The organism is Sphingomonas sp. TF3 (assembly GCF_003985085.1).
Lineage (GTDB): Bacteria > Pseudomonadota > Alphaproteobacteria > Sphingomonadales > Sphingomonadaceae > Sphingomonas.
In genome coordinates this window covers 172,629-199,071 of sequence record NZ_RWKS01000007.1, presented here as the reverse complement: position 1 = coordinate 199,071, position 26,443 = coordinate 172,629, and the positions used below count along the sequence as shown (strand labels likewise).

Annotated in this window: 29 protein-coding genes; 18 read left to right on the top strand and 11 right to left on the bottom strand. The window is 66.1% G+C overall.

Annotated elements, in window-relative coordinates; genetic code table 11:
* The first annotated feature begins 138 nt into the window (after positions 1–138).
* Both EJC47_RS08585 and EJC47_RS08580 read left to right on the top strand, forming a co-directional pair.
* Positions 139–897, top strand: a complete 759-nt coding sequence (locus EJC47_RS08585; protein WP_126846837.1) for an ABC transporter ATP-binding protein — start codon at positions 139–141, stop codon at positions 895–897.
* Positions 894–2,354: a hypothetical protein gene (locus EJC47_RS08580; protein WP_126846835.1), complete on the top strand. Its 1,461-nt coding sequence runs from the start codon at positions 894–896 to the stop codon at positions 2,352–2,354. Before EJC47_RS08585 ends, EJC47_RS08580 begins: the two co-directional genes overlap by 4 nt.
* 133 nt (positions 2,355–2,487) lie before the next feature.
* On the opposite strand, the gene EJC47_RS08575 is transcribed toward EJC47_RS08580, so the two are convergent.
* Positions 2,488–3,474, bottom strand: coding sequence for an NAD(P)H-dependent flavin oxidoreductase (locus EJC47_RS08575; protein ID WP_126846869.1), 987 nt, complete (start codon positions 3,472–3,474; stop codon positions 2,488–2,490).
* Positions 3,475–3,907: 433 nt separating this feature from the next.
* Between EJC47_RS08575 and EJC47_RS08570 the strand changes: the two genes are divergently transcribed.
* Positions 3,908–4,969, top strand: coding sequence for a hypothetical protein (locus EJC47_RS08570; protein WP_126846833.1), 1,062 nt, complete (start codon positions 3,908–3,910; stop codon positions 4,967–4,969).
* A gap of 42 nt (positions 4,970–5,011) precedes the next feature.
* Positions 5,012–5,686 carry a hypothetical protein gene (locus tag EJC47_RS08565; RefSeq protein ID WP_126846831.1) on the top strand — a complete coding sequence of 225 codons (675 nt, stop codon included), beginning with the start codon at positions 5,012–5,014 and terminating at the stop codon, positions 5,684–5,686.
* Positions 5,687–5,704: 18 nt separating this feature from the next.
* Here the strand turns inward: EJC47_RS08565 and EJC47_RS08560 are convergent, their stop codons facing one another.
* On the bottom strand, positions 5,705–6,964 hold the full coding sequence (locus EJC47_RS08560) for an aspartate kinase (RefSeq protein ID WP_033966526.1): 1,260 nt from the start codon (positions 6,962–6,964) through the stop codon (positions 5,705–5,707).
* Positions 6,965–7,026: 62 nt separating this feature from the next.
* On the opposite strand from EJC47_RS08560, the gene ubiG reads away from it, so the two are divergent.
* Positions 7,027–7,767, top strand: a complete 741-nt coding sequence (ubiG, locus tag EJC47_RS08555) for a bifunctional 2-polyprenyl-6-hydroxyphenol methylase/3-demethylubiquinol 3-O-methyltransferase UbiG (RefSeq protein WP_126846829.1) — start codon at positions 7,027–7,029, stop codon at positions 7,765–7,767.
* Between the two features lie 140 nt (positions 7,768–7,907).
* On the opposite strand, the gene EJC47_RS08550 is transcribed toward ubiG, so the two are convergent.
* Together EJC47_RS08550 and EJC47_RS08545 are read right to left on the bottom strand one after the other, a co-directional pair.
* Positions 7,908–9,440: an ABC transporter permease/substrate-binding protein gene (locus EJC47_RS08550; RefSeq protein ID WP_126846827.1), complete on the bottom strand. Its 1,533-nt coding sequence runs from the start codon at positions 9,438–9,440 to the stop codon at positions 7,908–7,910.
* Positions 9,437–10,219, bottom strand: a complete 783-nt coding sequence (locus EJC47_RS08545) for an ATP-binding cassette domain-containing protein (RefSeq protein ID WP_126846825.1) — start codon at positions 10,217–10,219, stop codon at positions 9,437–9,439. The genes EJC47_RS08550 and EJC47_RS08545 overlap by 4 nt, the downstream gene beginning before the upstream one ends.
* Positions 10,220–10,270: 51 nt before the next feature.
* Between EJC47_RS08545 and EJC47_RS08540 the strand changes: the two genes are divergently transcribed.
* Positions 10,271–11,071 carry an SDR family oxidoreductase gene (locus EJC47_RS08540; protein WP_126846823.1) on the top strand — a complete coding sequence of 267 codons (801 nt, stop codon included), beginning with the start codon at positions 10,271–10,273 and terminating at the stop codon, positions 11,069–11,071.
* Here EJC47_RS08540 and EJC47_RS08535 read toward each other — a convergent pair.
* The gene (locus EJC47_RS08535) at positions 11,060–11,353 is read right to left on the bottom strand and encodes a 4a-hydroxytetrahydrobiopterin dehydratase (protein WP_126846821.1); all 294 of its coding nucleotides are present in this window, start codon (positions 11,351–11,353) and stop codon (positions 11,060–11,062) included. The genes EJC47_RS08540 and EJC47_RS08535 overlap by 12 nt on opposite strands.
* A 51-nt stretch (positions 11,354–11,404) precedes the next feature.
* Between EJC47_RS08535 and ccmA the strand changes: the two genes are divergently transcribed.
* The 3 genes from ccmA (at position 11,405) to EJC47_RS08520 (ending at position 13,921) form a co-directional block, all read left to right on the top strand.
* Positions 11,405–12,055 (top strand): heme ABC exporter ATP-binding protein CcmA, encoded by a 651-nt coding sequence (ccmA, locus tag EJC47_RS08530; RefSeq protein ID WP_126846819.1) that lies wholly within the window; start codon positions 11,405–11,407, stop codon positions 12,053–12,055.
* The gene (locus EJC47_RS08525) at positions 12,052–12,696 is read left to right on the top strand and encodes a heme exporter protein CcmB (RefSeq protein WP_126846817.1); all 645 of its coding nucleotides are present in this window, start codon (positions 12,052–12,054) and stop codon (positions 12,694–12,696) included. Before ccmA ends, EJC47_RS08525 begins: the two co-directional genes overlap by 4 nt.
* 121 nt (positions 12,697–12,817) lie before the next feature.
* On the top strand, positions 12,818–13,921 hold the full coding sequence (locus EJC47_RS08520) for a glycosyltransferase (protein WP_126846815.1): 1,104 nt from the start codon (positions 12,818–12,820) through the stop codon (positions 13,919–13,921).
* Here EJC47_RS08520 and maiA read toward each other — a convergent pair.
* The 6 genes from maiA to pyrE all read right to left on the bottom strand — a co-directional run bounded on the left by maiA (position 13,905) and on the right by pyrE (position 18,437).
* Positions 13,905–14,543, bottom strand: coding sequence for a maleylacetoacetate isomerase (gene maiA / locus EJC47_RS08515; RefSeq protein ID WP_033966930.1), 639 nt, complete (start codon positions 14,541–14,543; stop codon positions 13,905–13,907). The genes EJC47_RS08520 and maiA overlap by 17 nt on opposite strands.
* Positions 14,540–15,613, bottom strand: a complete 1,074-nt coding sequence (locus tag EJC47_RS08510) for an AI-2E family transporter (RefSeq protein ID WP_033966928.1) — start codon at positions 15,611–15,613, stop codon at positions 14,540–14,542. The genes maiA and EJC47_RS08510 overlap by 4 nt, the downstream gene beginning before the upstream one ends.
* Positions 15,610–16,524 (bottom strand): signal peptidase I, encoded by a 915-nt coding sequence (gene lepB / locus EJC47_RS08505; RefSeq protein ID WP_126846813.1) that lies wholly within the window; start codon positions 16,522–16,524, stop codon positions 15,610–15,612. Before lepB ends, EJC47_RS08510 begins: the two co-directional genes overlap by 4 nt.
* The gene (gene acpS, locus EJC47_RS08500) at positions 16,521–16,946 is read right to left on the bottom strand and encodes a holo-ACP synthase (protein ID WP_126846811.1); all 426 of its coding nucleotides are present in this window, start codon (positions 16,944–16,946) and stop codon (positions 16,521–16,523) included. The genes lepB and acpS overlap by 4 nt, the downstream gene beginning before the upstream one ends.
* 184 nt (positions 16,947–17,130) lie before the next feature.
* Positions 17,131–17,859, bottom strand: a complete 729-nt coding sequence (locus EJC47_RS08495; protein WP_126846809.1) for a pyridoxine 5'-phosphate synthase — start codon at positions 17,857–17,859, stop codon at positions 17,131–17,133.
* Positions 17,856–18,437, bottom strand: a complete 582-nt coding sequence (gene pyrE / locus EJC47_RS08490; protein WP_033966935.1) for an orotate phosphoribosyltransferase — start codon at positions 18,435–18,437, stop codon at positions 17,856–17,858. Before pyrE ends, EJC47_RS08495 begins: the two co-directional genes overlap by 4 nt.
* A 208-nt stretch (positions 18,438–18,645) precedes the next feature.
* Between pyrE and coxB the strand changes: the two genes are divergently transcribed.
* The 9 genes from coxB to thrC all read left to right on the top strand — a co-directional run bounded on the left by coxB (position 18,646) and on the right by thrC (position 26,438).
* The gene (gene coxB, locus EJC47_RS08485; RefSeq protein ID WP_126846807.1) at positions 18,646–19,689 is read left to right on the top strand and encodes a cytochrome c oxidase subunit II; all 1,044 of its coding nucleotides are present in this window, start codon (positions 18,646–18,648) and stop codon (positions 19,687–19,689) included.
* Between the two features lie 3 nt (positions 19,690–19,692).
* Complete coding sequence (ctaD, locus tag EJC47_RS08480; RefSeq protein WP_126846805.1) at positions 19,693–21,354, top strand: cytochrome c oxidase subunit I; 1,662 nt, start codon at positions 19,693–19,695, stop codon at positions 21,352–21,354.
* 149 nt (positions 21,355–21,503) lie between these two features.
* Positions 21,504–22,409, top strand: coding sequence for a heme o synthase (locus tag EJC47_RS08475; RefSeq protein ID WP_185867608.1), 906 nt, complete (start codon positions 21,504–21,506; stop codon positions 22,407–22,409).
* Positions 22,406–22,546, top strand: a complete 141-nt coding sequence (locus EJC47_RS21000; RefSeq protein ID WP_171010507.1) for a hypothetical protein — start codon at positions 22,406–22,408, stop codon at positions 22,544–22,546. Before EJC47_RS08475 ends, EJC47_RS21000 begins: the two co-directional genes overlap by 4 nt.
* A complete protein-coding gene (locus tag EJC47_RS08470; RefSeq protein ID WP_126846803.1) occupies positions 22,546–23,085 on the top strand; it encodes a cytochrome c oxidase assembly protein in 540 nt (179 codons plus the stop codon). Before EJC47_RS21000 ends, EJC47_RS08470 begins: the two co-directional genes overlap by 1 nt.
* A gap of 30 nt (positions 23,086–23,115) precedes the next feature.
* Positions 23,116–23,973: a cytochrome c oxidase subunit 3 gene (locus EJC47_RS08465; RefSeq protein WP_033965930.1), complete on the top strand. Its 858-nt coding sequence runs from the start codon at positions 23,116–23,118 to the stop codon at positions 23,971–23,973.
* Positions 23,974–23,983: 10 nt separating this feature from the next.
* Positions 23,984–24,391, top strand: coding sequence for a DUF983 domain-containing protein (locus tag EJC47_RS08460; protein ID WP_126846801.1), 408 nt, complete (start codon positions 23,984–23,986; stop codon positions 24,389–24,391).
* Positions 24,388–25,026 (top strand): SURF1 family protein, encoded by a 639-nt coding sequence (locus tag EJC47_RS08455; protein WP_126846799.1) that lies wholly within the window; start codon positions 24,388–24,390, stop codon positions 25,024–25,026. The genes EJC47_RS08460 and EJC47_RS08455 overlap by 4 nt, the downstream gene beginning before the upstream one ends.
* 11 nt (positions 25,027–25,037) lie before the next feature.
* On the top strand, positions 25,038–26,438 hold the full coding sequence (gene thrC, locus EJC47_RS08450) for a threonine synthase (RefSeq protein ID WP_126846797.1): 1,401 nt from the start codon (positions 25,038–25,040) through the stop codon (positions 26,436–26,438).
* Positions 26,439–26,443 lie beyond the last annotated feature (5 nt).

Genomic DNA, 26,443 nt, shown 5'->3' with positions numbered 1-26,443 from the left:
GATGCGGCCTTGCGTCGGCAAATCGAGGTCGGCGTGCGGCATGACGTCGCCCTGTAACGGCACGCGCGCCATCCGAAAACCCCGCATACGCCACCCGTACCCACTGGACGGCCATGGTGTATCGCTTAAACAGAACACATGATCGATTCCCCGCACGTGCCCGCCTTGCGCATCCGAGGCCTGGCCAAGAGCTTCGACAAGCCTGTCATCACCGGGCTCGATCTCGATATTGCAGGTGGCCAACTCTATGCACTGCTCGGCCCCAATGGCGCGGGCAAGACCACGACCTTGCGCATGGTGGCAGGGCTCGCCAAGCCCGACGCCGGATCGATCGAGATCTTCGGCATCAACACGCGGCGCGATCCGCTCGGGGCCAAGGCGATCACCGCCTGGCTGCCCGACGAGCCGATGCTCTACGACAAATTGTCGCCGCTGGAATATCTCGCCTTCGTCGCCGGGCTGTGGCGGATGGACCCCGGCTTCGCGGCGCGCGAAGCCGATCGCTTGCTGCACTGGCTCGATTTGTGGGAGCAACGCGACACGCGCTGCGAAGGCTTTTCACGCGGCATGAAGCAGAAGGTCGCGCTGGCGGGCGCGTTGATCCATGATCCCAAGCTGCTGATCCTCGACGAGCCACTGACCGGGCTCGACGCGAACATGGCGCGCTCGGTCAAGGATGCGCTGCGTGCGCAGGTGGAGGCCGGCAAGACCGTGATCGTCACCACCCATATCCTCGAGGTGGCGGAACGCATGGCGGACCGCATCGGCATCATCGGCGGGGGGCGCTTGCTCGCCCAGGGCACGCTCGACGAACTGCGCGACCGCGCGGGCACCGAAGGCATGACGCTGGAAGACACCTTCATTCGCCTGACCAGTGCGGAGCCCGTCGCCGCATGAACTGGGCGATGCGCTTGGCGCGCCCGGGAAGCTTCGCCTGGCTGGCGCTGCACGAACTGCGCCTGGCCTTTCGCGCCCGGCCCCGCAAAGGCGTTGCCCGCTGGATCGGCTATGGCCTGCTCGGCCTGTGGCTGTTGATCGGCTGCGCGACCGGCTGGGCACTGCGGGATACCCCGATTCCGGTCTTGCCCGAGATGTTGATCGGGGTGCTTGGGGCGAGCCTGCTCGCGCTGACCTTCATGACCGCACAAGCGATGATCGGCAGCCAGCGCACGCTCTATGAGAGCGGCGACCTGTCGCTGCTGTTTACCGCGCCCGTGCCCGAGCGAACGGTCTTGCTGGCCAAATTGCTGGGGATCGCCGGCGCGATTGCGCTGACCTACGCGACGTTGCTGTTGCCGATGGTCGTGCCGGTTGCGATTCTCGGCCATCCACAGCTGTTCGGGCTGGTCGCGTTGCTCGCCGCGCTCGCCTTTGCCGCCGCCGCTCTTGGCCTCGCGCTGACGCTGGCGATCGCTACGCTGGTCGGTCCGCGCGCCGCGCGCACCGTCGGCCAGATCGTCGCCGCAGTGCTCGGCGGCGCGATCTTCCTCGGCACGCAATTGGTGTCGCATAGCGACCGGCGCGCGGGTGCTTTGGTCGCGCTGTTCGAGCGTCTGCGCGCAAACGGCGTTGGATCGCACGGGCTCTCCGCTTTGCCCGGTCGCGCGGCCCTGGGCGATCCGCTCGCCATCTTCATCCTGCTGGGCGGTGCGCTGCTGCTGTTCGTCGCCGCCGGATCGGCGCTGCAGCGGCTGTTCCTGTCCGGCTATCAGGATGGCGGTATGCGCCTGTCGCGCAGCAAGCCGACCGGCCGCGCCAGCGGACGCCTGTTTCACGCCGGGCTGACGCGCACGATTTTCGCCAAGGAGTGGCGGCTGCTCGCGCGCGACCCGGCGCTCGCCTTCCAGATCGTGGTGCGGCTGATCTACATGGCCCCCTTATTGTTCGTCGCCTTTGGCAAGGGGCACACACTCCCGCTCCCGGCGACCCTGGCGTTTGGCAGCGTGTTCATCGCGAGCCAGCTCGTCGGCAGCTTTGCCTGGCTGACGGTATCGGCTGAGGATTCGCCCGATCTGCTGGCGGTCGCGCCCGTCGGCAAGGACGAAGTCGATCTCGCAAAGCTGCTCGCCGCCTTCGCGATGGCCGCGCCGTTCGCGCTGCTGCTGCCGATCGCCATCGCCACCCAGACGGTGCTGGGTGCCGCGATCACGCTGGTGATGACCGCCTTTGGCGGCGCGGCGGCCGGCTATGTCGAACTCAAGCTCGGCAAACCCGGCCAGCGCAGCACCTTCGTGCGCCGCCGTCAGGGCGGCGTGGTCGCGGGCATTTTGTCGCTGCTGATCGCCTTCATCTTCGGCGGCGGCGCGGCGCTGGCGGTGTTTATGCTCGGCGGCGGGCTGGCGCAGCTCGGCTGACGCCTAAGCCTGGCGGCCGTTCTTTGATCCGTTCGTTTCCAGCGTCATCAAGAAACCGCAGCACTCGCTGTTTCAGGTTTCTCGACGTCGCTCGAAACGAACGGAAGGGGTGATCCCTGACGCCGCTATCGGCTCAGGCCGCGCGCTGCGCCAGCGCGGCGGCGGCTTCCTCCATCAGGCTGGCGATGATGTCGGCGACGGGTTCTTCCTTGGTCACCATGCCGACCGACTGGCCCGCCATCAGGCTGCCATGCTCGACATCGCCCTCGATCACCGCGCGCCGCAAGGCGCCCGCCCAATAGTGCTCGATCTGCAATTGCGCCTCGGCCATCGCGATCGTGCCCTCGTCCAGCGCCTGCGCGACTTCGCGCTGCTTGGCGGTAAACAGATCAGCGCCCGCATTCTTCAGCGCGCGCACCGGGATGACGGGCAAGCGCGGATCGATCTGTACGCTTGCCACCGCATCACGCGCCGATGCGCGCAGAAAGGCCTTCTTGAAGTTCGGATGCGCAATGCTCTCGGTCGCGCAGGCGAAGCGCGTGCCGAGCTGCACGCCCGCCGCGCCCATGTCGAGATAAGCCGCGATCGCCTCGCCGCGCCCGATGCCCCCCGCCACGAACACCGGCACCTTGTCGGCGACTTCGGGCAGGATTTCCTGCGCGAGCACGCTGGTCGACACCGGCCCGATATGCCCGCCCGCTTCCATGCCCTCGACGACCAGCGCATCGACGCCCGAGCGGATCAGTTTCTTGGCCAGGCTGAGCGCCGGCGCGAAGCAGATCAGCTTGGCACCCTTGGCCTTGATCGCGTCGATCGATCCCGCCGGGGGCAAACCGCCGGCCAGCACGACATGGCCGACGCCGTGGCGGCTGCACACCTCGATCAGATCGAACAGCGCCGGGTGCATGGTGATAAGGTTCACGCCGAACGGCTTGTCGGTCATCGCCTTGGTCGCGGCGATTTCGGCATCGAGCAATTCCGGCGTCATCGCGCCACAGGCGATCAGGCCGAACCCGCCCGCATTGGAAATGGCCGAGACGAGGTGCCGCTCGGACACCCACGACATCGCGCCACAGATGATCGCGGTCTCGCTGCCCAGAAAGGCCGTGCCGCGCGCCATGCGGCGCTTAAGACGCTCCGCGCCGGAAAGCGGAGATACAATGGAAGTCGCTTGGGTCATGCCATTGTGCCTAGCCGCTACGGTCAAGACCATCTAGCCCCCTCCGACATTCCCCGAAAAGCGGTTTGCGTCGACGAAGCGGACGCTCGCTCTTTCCGCGCGCCATTCGCTCCAGATCGGATCGACCTCGCTCAATCCTCTCTACAAACCGTCAAATTGGTTCAGCAATACGGTGCAATAATATCCATCCATAGTATGATCGCCGTGTCGCTTATAGGATGTTGCGATGACACTATCACCGACGCCTTCTACGCATCATATCTATTGATCGTCTTTCATCGGGATAGCGATCTACCGCCTAGACTGGCTGATCTGATACCTCTTGTCGCAAGTTAGTGATGTGCAGCGTATCCTTCTCGCAATGGAGATGATCATGCCTAGCCAATATACCATCTATCTGGTCAACCAGTCTTCCTCGACTCAGACATTCTGGTGCTTCCTCACCCGGCCTGCGGAAATCGCCAGCGATCCCAATGTCTTTGCCAATTCGAGCGCCTCAATCGCGATCGATTCGAACGATCCGAGCACGAATTACTTTGTCATTCCCGTGCAATATTCGGTCGGCGCGGGTGCCAGCAACAACGCCGTCGGCCTCGACGTTCAAGTCACTTCGACGATCTCGCAAAACAGCGATCTCGCCCAGGTGTGGAACGCCGATTATGCCAACGCTCCGCCCAAAAAGGGGCCAAAACTGACCTTGGCGAGCACGTCGACCGGCCCGAACAGCATCAAACTCGTCACCAACTCCTTCAACCAGGAAGACAACGAATCGCTGGGCTGGTATAGCAACCAGTCGTTCGGCATCCAGACGGCCAGCGGCTTCATGGGGATGACCTGGTCTCCCTCGCCCAACCAAAGCCGGACACTGACGCCGAAGCTGAGCTTCTATATCAGCGTCGGATCGTTCGGATCGTCGACCCTCGCCGACTGGACGCAGGTGAGCAACGACTCCGCCCAAGTCTCGGTCCCCGGCTCCTTCACCGGCGGGGCCTGCACCGTGACCCTACTGAACAACGGAAAGTGGAAGATCGCCCCCGGCAAGCCAGCACAGTTCGCGTTGCTGGAAAATCTCGCTTTCCTGAAATCCGATGAGCATTCGCAGTTGATGGCGATGGCGTATCTGGAAGACGCCACGATCCAACAGGATACCGTGACGCAGGTTCACTGGGACACGTCGTCTGTGGCAAAACTTTCCGCCGAAGAAGAAGCGGAGGGCTATGTCGCAAACACGTTCCTCACCGGGACGATCACCGTGGCGACAGCGTTGACGGCCGGATTTGCCTACTTCGTGGTGAGCGGGGTGCAATTCTCGATCACCAGCGTCAACGGCGCGACCACCGTGAACTTCAGCTATAGCGGCGCGCAGTCGGCCGCCACCATCCAAAACCTCCTGGTCGCGGGTGCCCAGGCCATCTTTGGCGGCAACAGGCCCTGAAGGGCGCAACGGCCCGTACGGTTCGGCAAAGGCGACATCCCGGTGAAAACCACCCCCTTCTCACCGACGCCCGCCGAGATCGCACAGGCAAACCCGCGCTTCACCCCGGTGGCTGCAGACACGCTGTATGCAGCCACCGCATACCCGCCCACCACGACCGTCACCATCAAACCTGCGCAGGATTACGCGATCGCGCTGGTGGCTACTTTTTTTCCGTCGGACCTGGCGCAACTTGGCGGGGAACGCATCGTCGCCGGACTGCAGACCGTCGACACCAACGTGTACATCGCCTTCAACCGCGATCTGCCGGTGTCATGGTTCGCATCGATTTATAAGGCTGGCGAGATCAGCCCCAATGCGGCGGCTTTTCCCTATTCCAGCGATGCCGACAGCTTCATACTGCCGCTCAACAAAGCGGTCACGCTCACCCATGATTCGGCCGGGTGGCATATCCCGAGCTATGATGCCACGCTCTACAAAGTGACCGTCGGCTTTGGCCTCGGCAGCGATCCCATCTTTTGTGCCTATGCGCTGCAAGCCTCGCCCGTCAGCACCGCCGTGGTGGCAGCGGGGGGATTTCAGCTCGTCCGCAATGCGGGCGGGCAGGAGATCGGTGATGTCATCTCGGTGGCGGAGGAAGCCTGGTCGATGCCGATCGGCGGGCAGTATATTCTGACCTTCGATGCCTCCGGCAATGGCACGCTCAGCACCCGCTGAGCGGGCCGTTTTCGCCGTTCAGGCGGCATCCTCGGCATCGAGCCCGTATGCCGTGTGCAGCACGCGCACCGCCAGCTCGGTATAATCCTCCTCGATCAGCACCGAGACCTTGATTTCGGAGGTCGAGATCGCCTGGATGTTGATGCCGCGCTCGCCCAGCGTCGAGAACATCGTGCTGGCGACACCGGCGTGGCTGCGCATGCCCACGCCCACCACCGAAATCTTGGCAACGCGCGTATCGTGCACCAGCGAGGCGAAGCCGATCTTTTCGCGCGCGGCGTTCAGCGCCTCGATCGAGCGCGCCAGATCGGCCGCCGGCACGGTGAAGGTCACGTCGGTCGAGCCTGCCGCATGGGCGATATTCTGGATAATCATGTCGACGTTGATGTTCGCCGCCGCAAGCGGTTCGAAGATCGCCGCGACCGCGCCCGGCTTGTCGGGCACCGCCGTCAGCGTGATCTTGGCTTCGTTCTTGTCATGCGCGATGCCGGTGATGAGCTGGCTTTCCATGTCTTCAATCTCCTCTTCGCCGACGATCATCGTGCCGGGCAATGTATCCGCCATCGGTGCATCCTCGCCAGTGAAGGACGACAGCACTTGCACGCGCACGCCTTCCTTCATGGCAAGGCCGACCGAGCGCGTCTGGAGCACCTTGGCCCCGACGCTGGCAAGCTCCAGCATCTCTTCGTAGGTGACTTTCTTCAATTTGCGCGCGCGCGGGACGATGCGCGGGTCGGTGGTGTAGACCCCGTCGACATCGGTGTAGATGTCGCAGCGATCCGCCTTCATCGCCGCCGCCATTGCTACTGCCGACGTATCGGAGCCGCCACGGCCAAGCGTGGTGACGCGGCCATCGGCATCGATGCCCTGGAAACCGGGGATCACTGCCACTTCGCCCGCCGCGAGACTGGCCTCCAGCGCAGCCATGTCGATGCCTTCGATCCGGGCCGAGGCGTGCGCATCCGACGTCGCGATCGGCAATTGCCAACCAAGCCAGCTGCGCGCCGGCACGCCCGCCGCCTGCAGCGCGATCGCCAGCAGCCCGCTGGTGATCTGCTCGCCTGCCGAGACGACAACGTCATATTCCTTGGGGTCGTAAAGCGACGAGGCTTCGCGGCAGAAGCCGACCAGCCGATCGGTCTCGCCCGCCATCGCCGATACCACCACCGCGACCTGATTGCCCGCAGCAACTTCCCGTTTGACGCGCGCGGCAACGCTGCGGATCCGTTCGATCCCGGCCATCGAGGTGCCGCCGAATTTCATCACGATACGGGCCATGCGCAGCAGACATCCTTGAGCTGGGGCTTGGGCTAGTGGGGGCGTCCTGATAGGAAGCGCGCATGAAGAGCGCAACCGTAACGTCTGTAACCACCATCAACCCGGCCGAGGCCGCCCATTTCGGCGCGATGGCGGCGCAGTGGTGGGATCCGAAGGGCTCCTCGGCGATGCTGCACCGCTTGAACCCGGTGCGCTTGCGCTATCTGCGCGAACGGATCGATGCGCAGTGGCATGGCGACGAGACCGGCTTCACCCCGCTCGCGGGCAAGCGTGCGCTCGATGTCGGCTGCGGCGCAGGTTTGCTGTGCGAACCGCTGGCGCGCTTGGGAGCGAGCGTCACCGGGCTCGACGCGGCGGCCGAGAATATTGCGGTGGCGAGCGCGCATGCTGCGCAATCGGGCCTCGCGATCGACTATCGCACCGGCAGCGTCGAGAATCTGGACGGCGCAACCTTTGATCTCGTCACCAGCATGGAAGTGATCGAGCACGTTACCGACCCTGCCGCCTTCATTGCCGGGCTGGCGGGTGCGCTGGCGGAGGGTGGCCTGCTAATCCTCTCCACCCCCAACCGCACGGCATTGTCACGCCTCGCGCTGATCACCGTTGGCGAAGGGCTCGGGCAAATCCCGCGCGGCACGCATGACTGGGACAAGTTCCTGACGCCGGATGCCCTGACCGAATTGGTCGAGGCGGCGGGCTTGCGCGTCGTCGATGTGCGCGGGCTCGGCTTCTCGGTCGCCAAGGGCTTCGTACTGAGCGACGACACCAAGCTCGATTATTTCGTGACGGCGGTGCGGGCATAACGCCAACACGCGCGCCATTCTTCCCCCCCTCCCTGGAAGGGAGGGGCTGGGGGTGGGTGGCTCTCCGTGCTGGGCGACAGCGCGACCAACGGGCCGACCCACCCCCGCCCCCTTCCTTCCAGGGAGGGGAGCGCCGCTCACTACAACCCCAGCCGACGCTCCAGCCAGCGCGCCGCATCCTCGGGCGACACTTTGCCCCGGTCGCGGTCGACCAGATAATTCGCCTCGCGCATCGCCGCGACCGGGATGCGCCCGACCAGCGGCTTGAGCGCCGCCACCAGCCTAGCGTCCTTCGCCCGCTTGGGTGCCAGCAGCAGAATCGCGTCATAGCCCGGAATCGCGCGGCGCGGGTCGGTGAGCACGGTCAAATGCTCCGCCGCGATCCGCCCGTCCGAGGAAAAGGCCGAGATGACATCGACCTGACCGCTCTCCAGCGCGCGGTACATGAAGGTCGGGCTGTAGGCGTGCGTGGCGGCAAAGCGGATTGGATAAGCGCGCTGCACCGCCGCCCATTCGGGCCGCTCCAGAAATTCGAGGTCGGACCCGAGCGTCAGCCCCGGCGCCGCGCGCGCCAGATCGTCGAGCGAGACGATCCCCTTAGCCCGCGCCGCTTCGCCGCGCATCGCAAAGGCATAGGCATTTTCGAACCCCAAGGCCCCGAGCAGCCGCACGCCCGACGTCTGCGCGCTCCACGCACCGATCGCCGCCACCATCGCGGGCCGCGCGGGCGTGTCGCTGCGCCGCATCGCATTGGTCCAGAGCGTCCCCGCATAATCGACATAGACGTCGATCGCGCCCGAACTGAGCGCGCCATAAATCACCGCCGAGCCCAGCCCCTCGCGATATTCGACACGGTAACCCGCTTGCTCAAGCCGATGCCCGATCACGCGTGCGAGAATATATTGCTCGGAGAAGTTCTTGGCACCGATCACGATCGTCGGCGAACGCGGCACCGCCAGCGGCGCAAGCGCGGCCAGCACGCCGAGCAGCAGCACCGCGCCCGCGCCGTAAACCCGCCCGCGCCTGCGGGTCGCAATACCGCGCTCGATCAGACCGAGCAGCGCATCCACCGCCAGCGCCAGCCCCGCCGCGCTGACGCACCCGGCCAGTACCAACGCCCAATTCTGCGTCTGCAACCCGGCGAAGATCAGATCGCCCAGGCTCGGCTGGCCGACCGTGGTCGATAGCGTCGCCGCACCGATCGTCCACACGGCAGCCGTGCGCACGCCCGCCATCAGCACGGGTGCCACCAACGGGGCCTCGACCAGCCGCAGCTTCTGCCACGCCGTCATGCCGATGCCGTCCGCCGCCTCGATCACGGCGGGGTCGATCCCGGCGAGCCCGGTCACGCCGTTGCGCAGGATCGGCAGCAGCGCATAGAGCGTCAGCGCCAGCAGCGAAGGCAGGAAGCCCAAGGCCGGTATCCCGCCCCCGACCAGCCCCGACACGAACAGCAACAGCGGATAGAAGAGCGCGAGCAGTGCCAGGCTCGGGATCGTCTGCACCAAACTCGCAAAGGCCAGCGCGACCCGCGCAACACCCGGCCGCCGCGCCGACCAGATCGCCAGCGGCAGGCTGATCGCCAGCCCCAGCGCCAATGCCGCCGCCGCCAGCAACAGATGCGCGGCGAGCAGCGGCGGCACGCGCGTCATCGCCTCGAGGAACGGGCTCATGCCCCCTCCTCCAGCGCGCGCAACCGCCGCGCCTGTTCACGCGGTACCGCCACCAAGGCATCCGCCACCGCGCCGCCTTGCCCGGCGAGCAAGGCTTGCGGCGTGGCGTCCGCCACGATCCGCCCAGCATCCATCACCAGCACCCGGTCCGCCAGGATCAACGCCTCGGCCATGTCATGCGTCACCATGATCGTGGTCAGGCCCAACCGATCGTGAAGCGCGCGCACCGCTGTGCCGAGTTGGTCGCGCGTCACCGGATCGAGCGCGCCGAACGGTTCGTCGAGCAACAACAGCCCCGGCGCGGTCGCAAGCGCGCGCGCCACGCCGACGCGCTGCCGTTGCCCGCCCGACAGCGCATCGGGCATCCGCACGGCGAAAGCCTGCGGCAAATCGACCAGATCGAGCAATGCCGCCACGCGCGCGGCAGTGTCGCGCCCGCCCGCCAGCCGCAGCCCTATCGCGACATTCTCGCCCACCGTCATATGCGGGAACAGCCCGATATTCTGGAAGACATAGCCGATCCGCCGGCGCAGCGCGGGTGCCGCACCCTCGGCAACATCCGTCCCGTCGATCCGCACAAGCCCCGCGCTCGGCACGATCAAGCGGTTGATCATCTTTAGCAGCGTCGATTTGCCGGAGCCCGAACTCCCGACCAACGCGACGAAAGCGCCGCCCGCAATTTCCAGCGAGACATCGTCCACCGCGACCGCGCCGCCACGGTAGCGCTTCGTCACCGCGTCGAAGGCAACGCTTGGGCCTGTACTGTGAGAATCCGGCATCGACGCGGACACTGGGGGAGGATACCGTTCGCGTCAAAGGGGAGAGGGATCATGACCCAACAAAAGGCAATCTTCATCACCGGCGGCGGCTCGGGCATCGGCCAGGCGACCGCGCGGCTGTTTGCCGAGCGCGGCTGGCGCGTTGGCCTCGCCGACGTCAACACAACGGGTTTACGCGAAACCGCGGCGATGCTGCCGGCCGGGATGGTCGAGACCTATCAGATGGACGTGCGCGACCGCGCCGCCTGGGTTGAGAGCCTCGATGCCTTCACCGCCACCACCGGCGGGCGGCTCGACGTGCTGTTCAACAATGCCGGGATCGGCACCGGCGGGCCGATTATCGACATGTCCTTCGACGATCTCGACCGCGTCGTGGCGATCAATCTGGTCGGCGTGCTCAACGGTGCCAAGATCGGCTATGCCTATCTCGCGCGCACGCAGGGTTCCTGTCTGCTCAACACCGCTTCCGCCTCGGCGATCTATGGCACGTCGGGGCTACCCGTTTATTCGGCGACCAAGTTCGGGGTGCGCGCGTTGACCGAGGCGCTCGACGGCGAATGGTATGGGGCGGGCGTCAAGGTACGCGATCTGGTGCCAAGCTTCATCGACACGCCTTTGCTGGCAGCGCCAGCGGGCAGCACCAATTATTCGATCAAACAGGTCGTTACCAATGCCGGACTCGAACTGACCGGGGTCGATGCCGTGGCGCAAGCCGCGTGGGATGCGGTGCACGGCGACAAGGTCCACACCTATGTCGGCAAGACCGCCGACCGCATGGCCTTTGCCGCCCGCTGGCTCCCCGGCCGCCTGCGCAAGATGATGCGCCGCAGCCTCGTGGCCTCAGCCCACTAAACTGTCGATCGCCTCCGCCAGCGCCACGTCCTTGTGCGACAGCCCACCTGCATCGTGCGTGGTCAGCAGCACATCGACGCGGTTCCACACATTGGACCATTCGGGGTGATGATCGGCCTTTTCCGCCAGCAAGGCGACGCGCGTCATGAACGCGAAGGCTTCGCTGAAATCGGCGAAGGTGAAGGTGCGGGTGATCGCGTCGCGTGCTTCGTCGAAATCCCATTCGTCGAGCGTGTCGAGCGCCTCGGCCCGTTCGTCATCGCCCAGTGGTTCAACGCGCACCGCTTGCTCTCCTGCTGGCGCACCGTGCGCCTTCGCCGTAAGGCATAGCCGATGGTGCAGGCCGATCAACCTCCGGGCCCGTCTTTTGGCTCCGCCGCCGTTGTCGACGGGCGAGGCACGAACGCCGCTCTCGCCTTCCGCGACGTCACCTGCGTGCGCGGCGGGCGCGTGTTGTTCGAACGCCTGTCCTTTGCGGTGCCACCGGGCGGCGCGGCGCTGGTCACCGGCCCCAACGGCATCGGCAAATCGAGCTTGATCCGCGTCGCCGCCGGGCTGTTGCGGCCCGCCAACGGCGAGATTGCGGGAGCGGCAACGCGCATGCTGATGGCCGAAGCCGCCGCGCTCGATGCCGCGCGCCCTCTGCGCGAGGCGCTCGGCTTTTGGGCGGCGCTGGATGCCGACCCAGACGACCCGTACGGACGCGTCGCCCACGCCCTCCATGCGGTCGGCCTGTCGCATATCGCCGACGTGCCGGTGCGGCTGCTCTCCACCGGCCAGCGCCGCCGTGCCGCGCTCGCCCGCGTCGTGGCGAGCGGTGCGATGGTGTGGCTGCTCGACGAACCCGCCAACGGTCTCGACGTGGCGAGCGTGACGGTGCTCGAACACTTGATCGCGGCGCACCGGGGGCGCGGCGGCGCGGTGCTGGTCGCGACGCATTTGCCGATCGCCTTGCCCGACGCACAGACGATCTCGCTCTTATGACCGGGCTCGGCGCGCTCATCACTCGCGACGTGCGGATCGCCTGGGCCAGTGGCGGGGTGGTCAATGCGCTCGCTTTCTTCCTGCTCGTCACCGTCCTGTTTCCCTTTGCGGTTGGGCCCGACACGGCGTTGCTGGCGCGGATCGGCGGCGGCGTGATCTGGGCGGCGGCGTTGCTCGCGGCGCTGATGCCGGTCGAACGGCTGGTCGGCCCCGATGCCGAAAGCGGCGTGCTCGATCAGTTGAGCGTGCGCGGCTTTTCGATGCCGACGGTGGCGGCCGCAAAAATCGCCGCGCATTGGATCGGCTTCGGCCCGCCGCTGATGCTCGCCACGGTGGTTGCGGCGGGGTTGCTCGGCTTGTCGGCGCAGACGCTCGGCGCGGTCGAGCTCGGGCTGCTGATCGGCACGCCGGGGCTCGCCGCGCTGGCGGTTGCGACCGCCGCGCTGGTCACAGGGCTGCGCGGCGCGGGCTCGGTCGCGGGGCTGGTAATGCTGCCGCTGGCCGTACCGCTGTTGATTTTCGGCGCGGGGTCGATGGAGGGCGGTGTCGGCGCGATCAAACTGCTCGGTGCGGTCAGCCTGATGCTGCTGGCCGGTGCGCCGTTCGTCGCGGGTGCGGCGATGCGCGGAGCACTCGAGTAAGCGAGCCGTCGGCGGCCCCAAGCGCCGGGTTGCGCCCTTCCCCAAAAAAATTCTGAAAAAACTGTCATGCGCGACGGGCCGGGAAACATTTGCGACAAAGCAACGTTACACAAACCCAACGATGTTAAGCCCGCGCCCCCCCGCATCGCATATCCTCGCCTACGCCCAGACCCTTGATGGGGGCGGGGTCGAAAAGGCGCTGCTGCGGCTGGTCCGTAGCTGGAGCGAAGTGGGACGACGCGTAACGCTGGTCCTCGGGGACGTAACCGGGCCGCTTTCGCGCGACCTGCCTACCGGCATAGAAACACGCATCCTCGGACGGCACTCTATGCTTGGCATGGGGGCCATTGCCGCGTTGACCGAGGAAATCGCGCCCGACATCCTGTTTTGCCCAGGCAACCATTATTCGGCACTGGCCGCGTGGACCAAGATGCGACTCGGCCACCGCTGTCCGCCGATCGTGGCGAAAATCTCCAATGCCCTGGTACGGCGCGATCACGGCGCAGCCTTTGCCGCCGCCTATCGCACCTGGCTGCGCTGGCATCCGCACTTTGTCGACGAACTGGTCGCAATGAGCCCGGCCATGGCCGACGAGGCACGGATCGAAATGGGTGCGCGACCGGAGATGCTGCACGTCATCCCCAATCCGCCGCTGCGTCCGGTGCTTGGCGCGAGCATCCCCGCCTTGCCCAACGGGCGCTTTCTCCTTGGAGTAGGGCGACTCGCCCCGCAAAAGCGCTGGGACCGGCTGATCGACGCTTTTGGTCAGGTAGCGCAACGCGATCTGGCGCTGGTGATCATCGGCGAAGGCGGCGAGCGCGCCGCGCTCGAAGCGCAAGTTGCTCGACTTGGCTTGGAGGGCCGCGTGTTGCTGCCCGGCCATGTCGCCGATCCGACACCGATTCTGGCGCGCGCGGCGGCGCTGGCGCTAGTGTCGGATTTCGAGGGGGTGCCGGGCGTGTTGCGGGAAGCGCTCGCCGTCGGCACGCCGGTGGTGACCACCGATTCAAGCGTCGCCGTGCGCGAAATCGTGACCCACCCGTCGCTCGGCAGCATTGTTCCGCCGGGCGATGGTGTGGCGTTGGTGGCAGCGCTCGACGATTGGTTGGTTCCCGGGCGCGCACGCCCGACGCCTGTGCCCCAGCCGGGCGAAAATGCCGCGGCCGCCTATCTCGATTTGTTCGACCGCGTCGTGCTGGATCGCCGGGTCAAGCTTGCGGCTTGACGCGATCGGGATGCGCCGCGGCGATCTCGGCGACGTTTGAGGCTGCGGTGTCGGCAGCGAGCAGTCGCGGGAAAGCGTCGAGCGACACCGAAAAGCGCCGCGCATTATAAAGCTGCGGCACCAGGCACACATCGGCGAGATTCGGCATATCTCCGCCCAAAAAGGGCCCGGGCACATCGGCGGTCATCGCCTCCAGCGCGGCAAGGCCTTCGACCATCCAGTGCACGTACCACGCCTCGCGCGCGGCCTGATCTGCCCCGAACTGGCTGGTCAGCCGGTTGAGCACGCGCAAATTGTCGATCGGGTGAAGGTCGGCGGCGATCACCAGCGCCTGTGCCAGCACCGCCGCCCGCGCGACCGGGTCAGCCGGAACCATGGGGGGCGCTTTGTGGATGGCGTCGAGATAGTCGATGATCGCCAGGCTCTGCGTCAGCACCACCGTTCCGATGTCCAGCGCGGGCAGCAGCCCCTGCGGGTTGCGCGCCAGGAAGGCCGCCGACCGATGCTCACCCTGCGTCAGGTCGACCGCGACCCGTTCATAAGCGACGTGTTTCAGGCCAAGCGCGATCCGCACGCGATAGGAAGCCGAGGAGCGCCAATAATCGTAAAGGACCGGCATCATGCCTTTACCGCCGCTTCGTCCTCGCCTTCCGCCTCCGAGCTGCGCTCCAGCGCGACCTTGATCATCGCGGTCAGCGGATCGGCCAAGGTCAGCCCCAGCACGCCAAACAGCGTCCCCGCCAGAATCTGCATCGACAGCGTCAGCGCGGGCGGCAAATCCACCGTGCGCCGTGCCACCATCGGGATCACGACATAGCCATCGAGAGTCTGGATGAAGACATAGATGGCGATCGCCCAGAAGCCGGTGTGCATCCCCGCACTGAACCCGACCGCGACCATCAGCACGCCGCTGGTGATCGCGCCGATATTGGGCACAAAGGCCAAAATCCCGGTGATGATGCCGAGCACCAGCGCCATCGGCACGCCCGCCAGTGCGAGCGCAATGCCCGTCATCACGCCTTCCAGCGCCATGCCGAACAAGCGCCCGGCCAGCAGCCGCCGCATCGTTGTCGCCATCTGCTCGATCGTGCCGGCGAAGCGCGCGCGCTGGTCGCGCGGGATCAGCCATTGCAACCCGCTTTCATACAGCCGCGGCTCCATCGCGATGAACAGGCCGATCACCAGCACCATCACCAGGCTGGCAAGGGCCCCGAAGGCGATACCGAGATAGGAGGTGAGCTTGCCGAACGAGCCCAGCGCCTGTTGCGCGATGCCATTAAGGTCGGCCTTGCCTGGCATGATGCCGATGCGCGACGCCCAGTCCATCAGCTTGGTCGCTTGCGTCATCAAGGTGCTGCGCAATTGCTGGACCTGTTCGGTGATGCCCGCACCCGTCAGGTACATCACCCCGACGATGAAGGCGACGGTCAGAACCACCACGATCAATAACCGCCACGGCCGCCCGATCGGCAGCACGCGGCGCAGCAGCCGCACCCCGCCGTCGAGCATCGAAGCGAAGACAAGCCCGCCAAAGATGATCAGCAGCGGCTGTACCAGCAGCACCGCCAGCGCGATCGCCCCCGCAAGCCCGAGCCAGATCGTCGCGCGCTTCAGCTCCTGCCGCACGAAGGGATCGCGCAGTTCGTTGGGGGCCGGTTCGCTGACCAGCTCAGGCTTTGCGCCCTGGCTCATTTATCGCGCTCGGCATGAAGCGAGGTTCCCGCGCGACCACCGCGGAAGGACTGCCCCCAGGTCAGCGGATTCCAGCTCCCCAGCCCGGTCTTGGAAAAGGTGATGAACTCGGCGCGGCCGCCGAGATATTCCCACGGCACCGGCCCACCCAGCCCTTGTTCGGCCAGGCTGAAACGGCTGTCGGCACTGCGATCGCGATTGTCGCCCATCAGGAAAACATGCCCCGGCGGGATCAGCGTTTCGGGATAATTGTCGCCCGGCGATGGCCCCAGATCGACCGTCTCATAATGCCGCCCGTTCGGCAGCGTTTCGGTATAGAGCGGCAGACGGCAATAGTTCTTTCCGTCTGCCCCGGTGTGGAGCGCACCGGGATATTGCAGCGGATCGCAGGTCACGCCGGGTTCCGACACCAGCGGCGCGCCACCATAATTGGGAATGTCGACATAATGCAGCGGCCCGCGCTTCAGCGGCACGCCGTTCAGGATGACGATGCCGTCGCGCACCGCGATGCGGTCGCCCGGCAAGGCGATGAGCCGCTTGATATAGTCGGTCTCGGTACCCGGCGGCGTGACGATCACGACATCGCCCCGCTCGGGCAGCTGCCCAAGCAAGCGGCCATGAAGGAACGGCAAAACGTGGAAGGTCGGCGAGACAAACGACCAGCCATAGGGAAATTTGCTCACCACCAGCTGATCGCCGACGAGCAGACCCGGCAGCATCGATTCCGACGGGATATAGAAGGGCTTGGCGATGAAGGTGTGGAAGCCGAGCACCGCCAGGATCAACCACAGGATGCCGCGCAGTTCGGACGCCCAATCGGTCTTGCTTGGTTTGGCGGCGGAGGCGGTGGCGCGCTCGCTTTCGCCGGGCTCCCCGGCTTCGGTCGTGCTCAGCGCCAAGTCGTCCTTCATGTCTCGTCCTTCGGGCGCTCAGCCACTGCGCGCGCTTCAATGACGACCAGCGCCTGTGCCCAGGGATGGTCGTCGGTCATCGTCAAATGTACCACCGCGACGTGGCCGTCGGGCGTCAACGCGTCAAGCCTCGCCTTGGCCCCACCGGTCAGCAGCAAGGTCGGCGCGCCCGAGGGCGCGTTGACCACGCCAATGTCCTTCATGAAGACACCGCGCTTGAATCCGGTGCCGACCGCCTTGGAAAAGGCTTCCTTCGCGGCAAAGCGTTTGGCCAGCGTGCCCGCCTTCGTGAACGGGCGTCGCGCCGCCTTGGCGCGCTCCACATCGGTGAACACCCGCTGCTCGAAGCGGTCGCCGAAGCGGTCAAGCGATGCCTGGATCCGCTCGATATTGCACAGGTCGGAGCCGAGCCCGATAATCATAACGAATTCTCCTCCCGCGTGCGAGTTTTGGGTGAGCAGCGCCCCGCGCTGCTCAGGCTGTGCCGGGGGCACAGCCGACCCAAAACTGGGTTAGGGGAGTGGTGTAGCATCGCCGTAACGCTTGTCGGCGCAGGCCCTCCCCCACCCCCTCCAGCAAGCGGGAGGGGAGAAGGTACGCCGCCGATCACCGCGCCGCGTCCATCGCCGCGCGCATCTGCTGCACGCTGGTCGCCAACCCGACGAACAGCGCCTCGCCGATCAGGAAATGCCCGATATTGAGCTCGCGCACTTGCGGGATCGCCGCGATCGGCGCGACATTGGCATAGGTCAGGCCATGCCCAGCATGGACTTCGATCCCGTTGCGCGCCGCCAAAGCCGCCGCATCCGACAAACGGCGCAGTTCGACCGCCTGCGCTTCGCCCTCGAGCTCGGCATAGCGCCCGGTGTGCAGCTCCACCACCGGCGCGCCCAGGCGAATCGCCGCGTCGATCTGCCGCGCATCGGGTTCGATGAACAGAGAGACGCGAATCCCCGCGTCGCGCAACGCCGCCATCAACGGTGCCAGCGTGTCGAACTGACCCGCCGCGTCGAGCCCGCCCTCGGTGGTCCGCTCCTCGCGCTTTTCGGGCACGATGCACGCGGCGTGGGGGCGATGCCGCAAGGCGATCGCCAGCATCTCGTCGGTCGCCGCCATTTCCAGGTTGAGCGGGATCGTCAATTCGGCTGAGAGGCGCGCGATATCGTCGTCGGTAATATGCCGCCGGTCCTCGCGCAGATGCGCGGTGATGCCGTCCGCTCCCGCCTCCGCCGCCAGCAACGCCGCGCGCACCGGATCGGGATAGCCCGACCCACGCGCATTGCGGACGGTGGCGACGTGATCGATGTTGACGCCGAGGCGGAGCGGGGCGCTCACGCCGCGCGGCTCCCGGGCTTGATCGCGGGGATCGCCGCCAGTTCCGGCGGCAGCGAATCGGCGGCGTAAGTCGGCACGTCGAGCCGGATCAGCGGGAAGAATGGCACGCCCAGCTCGGCGGTGCCGTTCGAACGATCGACCAGAGCCGCCGCCGCCACGGTTTCCCCTCCCGCCCGGGCGATCGCCGCGATCGCCTCGCGCGAGGACAGGCCGGTGGTCACGACATCCTCCATCATCAGTACCTTGGTGCCGGGCGCGAGGCGGAAGCCGCGCCGCAGCTCGAACACGCCCTCGGGCCGTTCGAGGAACATCGCAGGCACCCCCAGCGCGCGCGCCATTTCATGCCCGGCGATCACACCGCCCATCGCGGGCGACACCACGGCCGCGATGCTGTCGCGAATCTCGACGGGAAGGCGAGCAGCCAGCGCCGTTGCCAGACGGCTACCGCGCGCCGGGTCCATCAACACGCGCGCGCACTGCAAATAGCGCGGCGAGCGCAGACCGGACGACAGAATGAAATGACCCTCCAGCAACGCCTCGGCGGCGCGGAATTCGGCCAGAACATCATCGTCGGTCATCGTGGTGGTCATCGTTTCTGATCCTGCGGAATGGGACGCCTGATTAGGGTCCGGGGGGCGGCGGTGCAACGATTGCGCCAAAAAAGGTGCCGCGCGGCTTGAGGCCCCGGCATCCCCTGCGTATAGACACCAGATAGAGGGCACATATCTGCCCCGTCCGGCCCCGCACGATCGGGGCGATTGATAGGGGTAGACGCAGGGGATGCACATGATCGGGATCAAATCGATCGTACTGGCAGCTGGGCTCGCGATGCTGAGCGTCGGCGCGGCGCAGGCGGCACCCGCTGCGCCAGCCGCGAAGCCGGTGGCGGCCCCACCCGCCACACCCGCCGCAGCAGTGTCGCACGATCCCATGCTCGCGGTCGACGGCGCGCCGGCCATGGCGATCGACCCCAAGGTCGGCCAGCCGGTCGATGGTCTCATCACCATCCAACCGCAGGTCACCCCCAATGGGCAACAGGCGCTGTGGTTTCACAACACGCTGCTGATGCCCGTCATCACCGGCATTTGTATCCTGGTGCTGGTGCTGCTCGGCTGGGTGGCGCTGCGCTACCGCCGCGCGGCCAATCCGGTTGCGTCCAAGACCTCGCACAACACCATCCTGGAAGTGTTGTGGACCGGTATTCCGGTGCTGATCCTGCTAGGCCTCGCTCTGCCGTCGATCGGGCTGCTGCAGGCGCAGTACAAGCCCGCGCCCAAGAATGCAGTGACGCTGAAGGCGATCGGCAACCAATGGTATTGGACCTATCAATATCCCGATCATGGCGGGTTCGAAATCACCTCGAACATGCTCAAGGAAGCGGGCGAAGTCGGCAAGGGCGAACGCGCGCGTACCGCGATCGACGGGCCGCGCCTGCTCGCCACCGACAATCGCGTCGTGCTCCCGGTCGGCGTGCCGATCCGGCTGATCACCACCGCCAATGACGTGATCCACAGCTGGGCGATCCCGGCCTTCTGGATCAAGCTCGATGCGGTGCCCGGCCGCCTCAACGAAACCAGCTTCACCATCAACAAGCCCGGCGTCTATTTCGGCGTCTGCTCGGAACTGTGCGGCGCGCGGCATGGCTATATGCCGATCACGGTCGAGGCGGTCAGCCCGGCAGTGTTCGCGCAGTGGGTCAAGGCCAAGGGCGGCACCATGCCCGGCGCGGCCCCTGCGTCGGCCGCACCCCCCGCTGCCGCCACCACCGCTTCGATTGCCACCCCAGGCGCAGCGGCTCCCGCCGCCGCCGTCGCCACCGCTGGACAATAAGCCATGACCGACACCGCCCTCACCCCGAGCGCCTTCGAGGCGCATCACGATGACGCCCATGCGCACGACACGCATGAAATGTCGTTCTTCGCGCGCTGGTTCATGTCGACCAACCACAAGGACATCGGCACGCTGTACCTGATCTTCGCGATCGTCGCGGGCATCATCGGTGGCGGCATTTCGGGCCTGATGCGCGCCGAACTCGCGCAGCCGGGCATTCAATATCTCGGCTATTGGGCAAGCTTCCTGCCCGGCGGCGAGCAGGGCCTCGACCATTCGCTGCACCTGTGGAACGTGCTGATCACCGCGCACGGCATCATCATGGTGTTCTTCATGGTCATGCCCGCGATGATCGGCGGCTTCGGCAACTGGTTCGTGCCGATCATGATCGGCGCGCCCGACATGGCCTTCCCGCGGATGAACAACATCTCGTTCTGGCTGCTCATCCCCGCCTTCACGCTGCTGCTCGCTTCGCCCTTCTTCGGCGGCGCGGGTAACGGCTGGACGCTCTACGCGCCGCTGTCGACGTACGGCGAGCCTGGCCCGTCGACCGACATGGCGATCCTCGCGCTCCACCTCGCGGGTGCCTCGTCGATCCTCGGCGCGATCAACTTCATCACCACCATCTTCAACATGCGCGCGCCGGGCATGACGCTGCACAAGATGCCGCTGTTCGTGTGGTCGGTGCTGGTCACCGCCTTCCTGCTGCTGCTGTCGCTGCCGGTGCTGGCCGCTGCCATCACCATGCTGCTGACCGATCGCAATTTCGGCACCACCTTCTTCGATCCCGCCGGTGGCGGCGACCCGATCCTGTACCAGCATCTGTTCTGGTTCTTCGGCCACCCCGAGGTCTACATCATGATCCTGCCGGGCTTCGGCATCGTCAGCCAGGTGATCTCGACCTTCTCGAAAAAGCCGGTCTTCGGCTATCTCGGCATGGCCTATGCCATGGTCGCGATCGGCGTGGTCGGCTTCGTCGTGTGGGCGCACCACATGTTCACGACGGGCCTCAGCGTGAACACCAAGATGTACTTCACCGCCGCCACGATGGTGATCGCGGTGCCCACCGGGATCAAGATCTTCTCCTGGATCGCGACGATGTGGGGCGGTTCCTTGAGCTTCAAGACGCCGATGCTGTGGGCGATCGGCTTCATCTTCATGTTCACCGTCGGCGGCGTTACCGGCGTCGTGCTCGCCAATGGCGGCATCGATGATTACATGCAGGACAGCTATTATGTGGTGGCGCACTTCCACTATGTGCTGTCGCTGGGTGCGGTCTTCTCGCTCTTCTCGGGTTTCTATTACTGGTTCCCGAAAATGTCGGGCCGGATGTACAACGAATTCCTCGGCCAGCTGCATTACTGGATCTTCTTCATCGGCGTGAACCTGCTGTTCTTCCCGATGCACTTCCTGGGTCTGCAGAACATGCAGCGCCGCGTGCCGGATTACACCGATGGCCTCGCGCATTGGAACTGGGTCGCCAGCATCGGCTATGCGGTGATGGCGGTCGGCATGGGCGTGTTCTTCGTCAACCTGATCTGGTCGCTGCTCGCGGGCAAGAAGGCCGGCGACAACCCGTGGGGCGAAGGTGCGACCACGCTCGAATGGACGCTGTCGAGCCCGCCGCCTTACCACCAGTTCGAAACGCTGCCCCGGATCGATTGATTATGGAGTACCCCTCTTCCACTCGCGGGAGGGGGGTACTTCTTTATTCCCCTCCCGCGTGCGGGAGGGGCTAGGGGAGGGCCATGGACGCCCGCCCGACACAGCCCTCCCCCAACCCCTCCCGCAAGCGGGAGGGGAGGATCGATTCGATGACGACTGCCACTATGCCGATCACCACCCTCCCCGCCGACTGGCGCGATTTCTTCGCGCTGACCAAGCCGCGGGTGATGCGATCGGTCGTGCTGACCGGGCTGTGCGGCATGTTGGCCGCGCCGGTGCATTTGCCCTTCGTGCTCGGCTTCACCGCCATCCTGTGCATCGCGCTGGCAGCGGGTGCGGCGGGCGCGCTCAATCAATGGTATGAATCGGATATCGATGCGCTGATGAAGCGCACCGCCAAGCGCCCGCTCCCGGCCGGCAAGATGGACCGCGAGACCGCGCTCCATTTCGGCGTCGGGCTCGGCGTGTTCTCGGTGCTGCTGATGGGTCTCGCCATCAGCCTGCTCGCCGCCGCGCTGCTGGCGGTGTCGATCCTGTTCTACGTGCTGATCTATACCGTCGGTCTCAAGCGGCTGACCCCGCAGAACATCGTCATCGGCGGGGCCGCCGGGGCCTTCCCGCCGCTGATCGGCTGGGTCGCCGCCACCGGCAGCATTTCGACGCTGCCGCTGCTGATGTTCGCGATCATCTTCCTGTGGACCCCGCCGCACAGCTGGGCGCTGGCGCTGCTGATTCGCGACGATTACGCCAAGGGCGGCGTGCCGATGCTTCCCGTCGTGGCGAGCGCGGCGACGACGCGCTGGCAAATGCTGTTCTACGCGGTGCTGATGGCCGCCGCCGCCGTGTCGCCGTGGGCGCTGGGGTTGGCCGGGATCGCCTATGGCGCGGTCGCCGCGATCGGCTCGGCGGTGTTCCTCGGCCTCACGCTCTGGGTCGTTGCGGCGCGCGCGGGCACCCCCGCCGAGATGAAGGCCGAACGCTTCCTGTTCGCCTATTCGATCGGCTATATTCTGATGATCTTCATTTCCCTCGCAGTCGATCGGCTCATCGCATGACCCCGGACCCGCACAGCGACCTCGTCCGCAAGCGCCAGCGCAGCCGCGCGACTGCGCTCGCGCTCATCCTCGGTGCCTTTGTGGTGCTGGTGTTCGCGATCAGCATCGCCAAGATCCAGGCCGGGATGCCGCACTGATGGCGATCGACCGCAAACTGCGCACGGCGCTGTTCGCGGTGGCGGGCATTTGCTTCATGAGCGGGCTTGGCTGGGCGAGTATCCCGCTCTACCGCCTGTTTTGCCAGGCGACCGGCCTCAACGGCACCACCCAGCGCGGGCTCGTGGCACCGGGCGCGGTCAACCGGCAGATCCGCATCGATTTCGACACCAATGTCGCGCCGCACATGCCGTGGAAGTTCGCGCCCGAACATCCATCCGAAACCGTCGATATCGGCGGACGCGACATGGCGTTCTTCACCGCGACCAACACATCGGACCATCCGATCACGGGCACCGCGACCTACAATGTCACCCCGGCGCAAGCGGGCAAATATTTCACCAAGATCCAGTGCTTCTGCTTCACCCAGCAGACGCTGAAACCGGGCGAAACCGCGCGCATGCCGGTGATCTTCTTCGTCGACCCGAAGATCCTTGCGGATCCGGACGCCAGTGACGTGCAGACGATTACGCTCAGTTACACTTTTTACCCGGTGGATTCCACCAAAGCCAAGAGCTAGAACCGAACGACAAAAGAGGACGAGGGACAGATGGCCGGCGCCAAGAACCACGATTACCACATCCTTCCCCCCAGCATCTGGCCGTTGGCCGGGGCGATGGCGGCGCTCGCCATGGCATCGGGCGGCATCATGTGGATGCATTCGGCGGCCGGGGGCGGCGCGGTGTTCTTCGCCGGCGTCGCGGGCGTGCTCGCAGTCATGTATGGCTGGTGGCGTCAGGTCATCCTCGAAGCCCATGCAGGCGACCATACCCCCGTCGTCCAATTGCACCTGCGCTACGGCATGATCCTGTTCATCGCCTCCGAAGTGATGTTCTTCGTCGGCTGGTTCTGGGCGTTCTTCGACTTTTCGCTGTTCCCGGCGCATATTGTCTATGATTCGGTGACCAAGACCGTCTCGGTCGCCGCCGATGTCGCAGCGCAATGGCCGCCCAAGGGTCTGGAAGTCATCGACGCCTTCCGCTTCCCGCTGCTCAACACGCTGATCCTGCTCACCAGCGGCACCACCATCACCTGGGCGCACCATGCGCTGATCCATGGCGACCGCGACGGCCTGAAGAAGGGCCTGTGGGTCACGATCATCCTCGGCCTGCTGTTCAGCTCGATCCAGGCCTATGAATATGCCGACGCGCCCTTCCCCTTTAAGGGCCTGAACTATGGCGCGTCCTTCTTCATGGCGACCGGGTTCCACGGCTTCCACGTGATGATCGGCACGATCTTCCTGATCGTCTGCCAGATCCGCGTCTATCGCGGCGATTTCACTCCGCAGCAGCATTTCGGCTTCGAAGCGGCGGCATGGTATTGGCATTTCGTCGACGTGGTGTGGCTGTTCCTGTTCGTCTCCATCTATGTCTGGGGTGGCTGGGGCGCGCCCATCCACGCCGGCTGATCGCCGTCCGATGACCGGAGTGCGGGCCGAGGCCGTAACGCCGACGCCCGAACCGGCCCCCTTGCCCGCTGCGTTCAAGGGCCTGTGCCCGCGCTGCGGCGCACCGAGCTTGTTCAAGGGCTGGCTCGCTTTTGCCGATCGCTGCGCCGTGTGCGGGCTCGATTACACCCGCTTCAATGTCGGGGACGGACCTGCCGCGCTGCTCGTCCTGCTGCTCGGCGCGATCGTAGTGGGCGCGGCGATCACGATCCAGCTGACGCTTGCCCCGCCGATCTGGCTGCAACTCATCCTCTGGGTGCCAGTGACGATCGCCGCCGTGATCGGTGCACTCCGCGTCGCCAAGGCAGCCTTGCTCGGTTCCGAATATCGCACCGCCGCGCGCGAGGGGCGCATAACCCCGCTCGACCCCAATCCATGAACCGCATCCCGGTCCTGCCGACCGTACTCGTCGGCATCGCCATCGCCGCGATGATCGCGCTCGGCGTCTGGCAATTGCAGCGCCGCGCCGAAAAGGAAGCGCAGCTCGTGCAGTATGCGCGCAACGTCACGCTGCCGCCTGTCGCCTTCCCGCGCATCCCGGTCGATGAGGATGGCAGCCTGTTGTTCCGCCGCGCCAGCGCCTTCTGCCTGCAACCGGTCAGCTTCCGCATCGAAGGCGGGCGCAATGCGCGCGGCGGCACCGGCTGGCGGCAGCTCGCCGAATGCCGCACCGGCGCAGAAGGCCCCGGCTTCACCGTGCAGATCGGCTTCGGCCGCGATCCCCATGCCAAGCCCAATTGGAAGGGCGGCCCAGTGCGCGGCTATATCTCGCACGTCCCCGGCCACGCCCCGCTGATCGCCTCCGCGCTCGGCGGTGCACCCAAGATGCTGATGCTCGTCGCGGATCCTCCCGCCGCGGGACTCGACCCCAATCCCGCGCCCGATCTGTCGGCGGTGCCCAACAATCACCTCGCTTATGCGGTGCAGTGGTTCGTCTTCGCCGCCATCGCTGCGATCATCTATGCGCTGGCGCTGCGGCGGCGGACGGTTGCCCCGGCGGCTCCACCTCGCTAACCGCAGGGGTCATGCGCTACACAAGCACGCGCGGCTCCGCGCCCACCCTCGATTTCCGCGACGTCACGCTCGCGGGCCTGGCCAAAGACGGCGGCCTCTATCTGCCGGAAAGCTGGCCGCGCTTCTCGACCGAGCAGATCGCGGCTTTGCGCGGCCTGTCCTATGTCGACACCGCCGTCGCGGTGATGCTGCCCTTCGTCGAGGGCACGCTCAGCGAAGCCGATCTGCGCACGCTGTGCACTCAGGCCTATGGCCGCTTCGCCCATGCCGCCGTCGTGCCGCTGGTCCAGCTCGATCCGCAAAACTGGCTGCTGGAGCTGTTCCACGGCCCCACGCTCGCCTTCAAGGACGTCGCGCTGCAATTGCTCGGGCTGTTGTTCGAGCGCTTCCTCACCGGCAGCAGCCAGCAAGTCACCGTGATCGGCGCGACCTCGGGCGATACCGGCTCGGCTGCGATCGATGCGCTGGCCGGCCGCGCCGGGGTCGATGTGTTCATGCTCCACCCCAAGGGCCGCGTGTCCGAAGTGCAGCGCCGCCAGATGACCACCGTCATCGCCCCCAACATCCACAATATCGCGCTGGAGGATGCCAGCTTCGACGATGCGCAGGCGCTGGTGAAGGCGATGTTCAACGACAACGCTTTCTCGGGCAAGTTCGCGCTGTCGGCGGTCAATTCGATCAACTGGGCGCGGCTGATGGCGCAAGTGGTCTATTATTTCTACGCCGCCGTCCGTCTGGGCGCGCCCGAGCGCCCCGTCGCCTTCTCGGTGCCGACCGGCAATTTCGGCGATGTCTTCGCCGGTTACGTCGCCGCCAAGATGGGCCTGCCCGTCGCGAAATTGATCGTCGCCACCAACGTCAACGACATCCTCCACCGTGCGCTCAGCGCCGGCGATTATTCGCAAGGCACCGTCGTGCCCACGCCGAGCCCGTCGATGGACATTCAGGTGTCGAGCAATTTCGAACGACTGCTGTTCGATCTCGGCGGCCGCGACGGTGCCGCGCTCGCCGAACAGATGCGCGGTTTCGAAACAACCAAGGCGATGCGGTTGACCAACGCGCAGCGCGAAGGTGCCGCCGCTCTGTTCGGCAGCGACCGCGTCGACCTCGACGACATGGCGCTGGCAATGCGCTGGGCGTGCGAATCGAGCGGGGAGATCATCGATCCGCACACCGCGATCGGTCTCGCCGCCGCGCGCCGCGCCGGGCTTCCCGCCGATGTGCCGGTGGTGACGCTGGCAACCGCCCACCCCGCCAAATTCGGCGATGCGGTCGAGCGCGCGACCGGCAAACGGCCGCCGCTGCCCGCACGGATTGGCGATCTGCTCGAGCGCGAGGAACGCTACGCCTCGCTGCCGGGCACGTTCGACGCGGTCACCGCCTATATCGCCGAACGCGCGAGCGCACGGTGAACTGC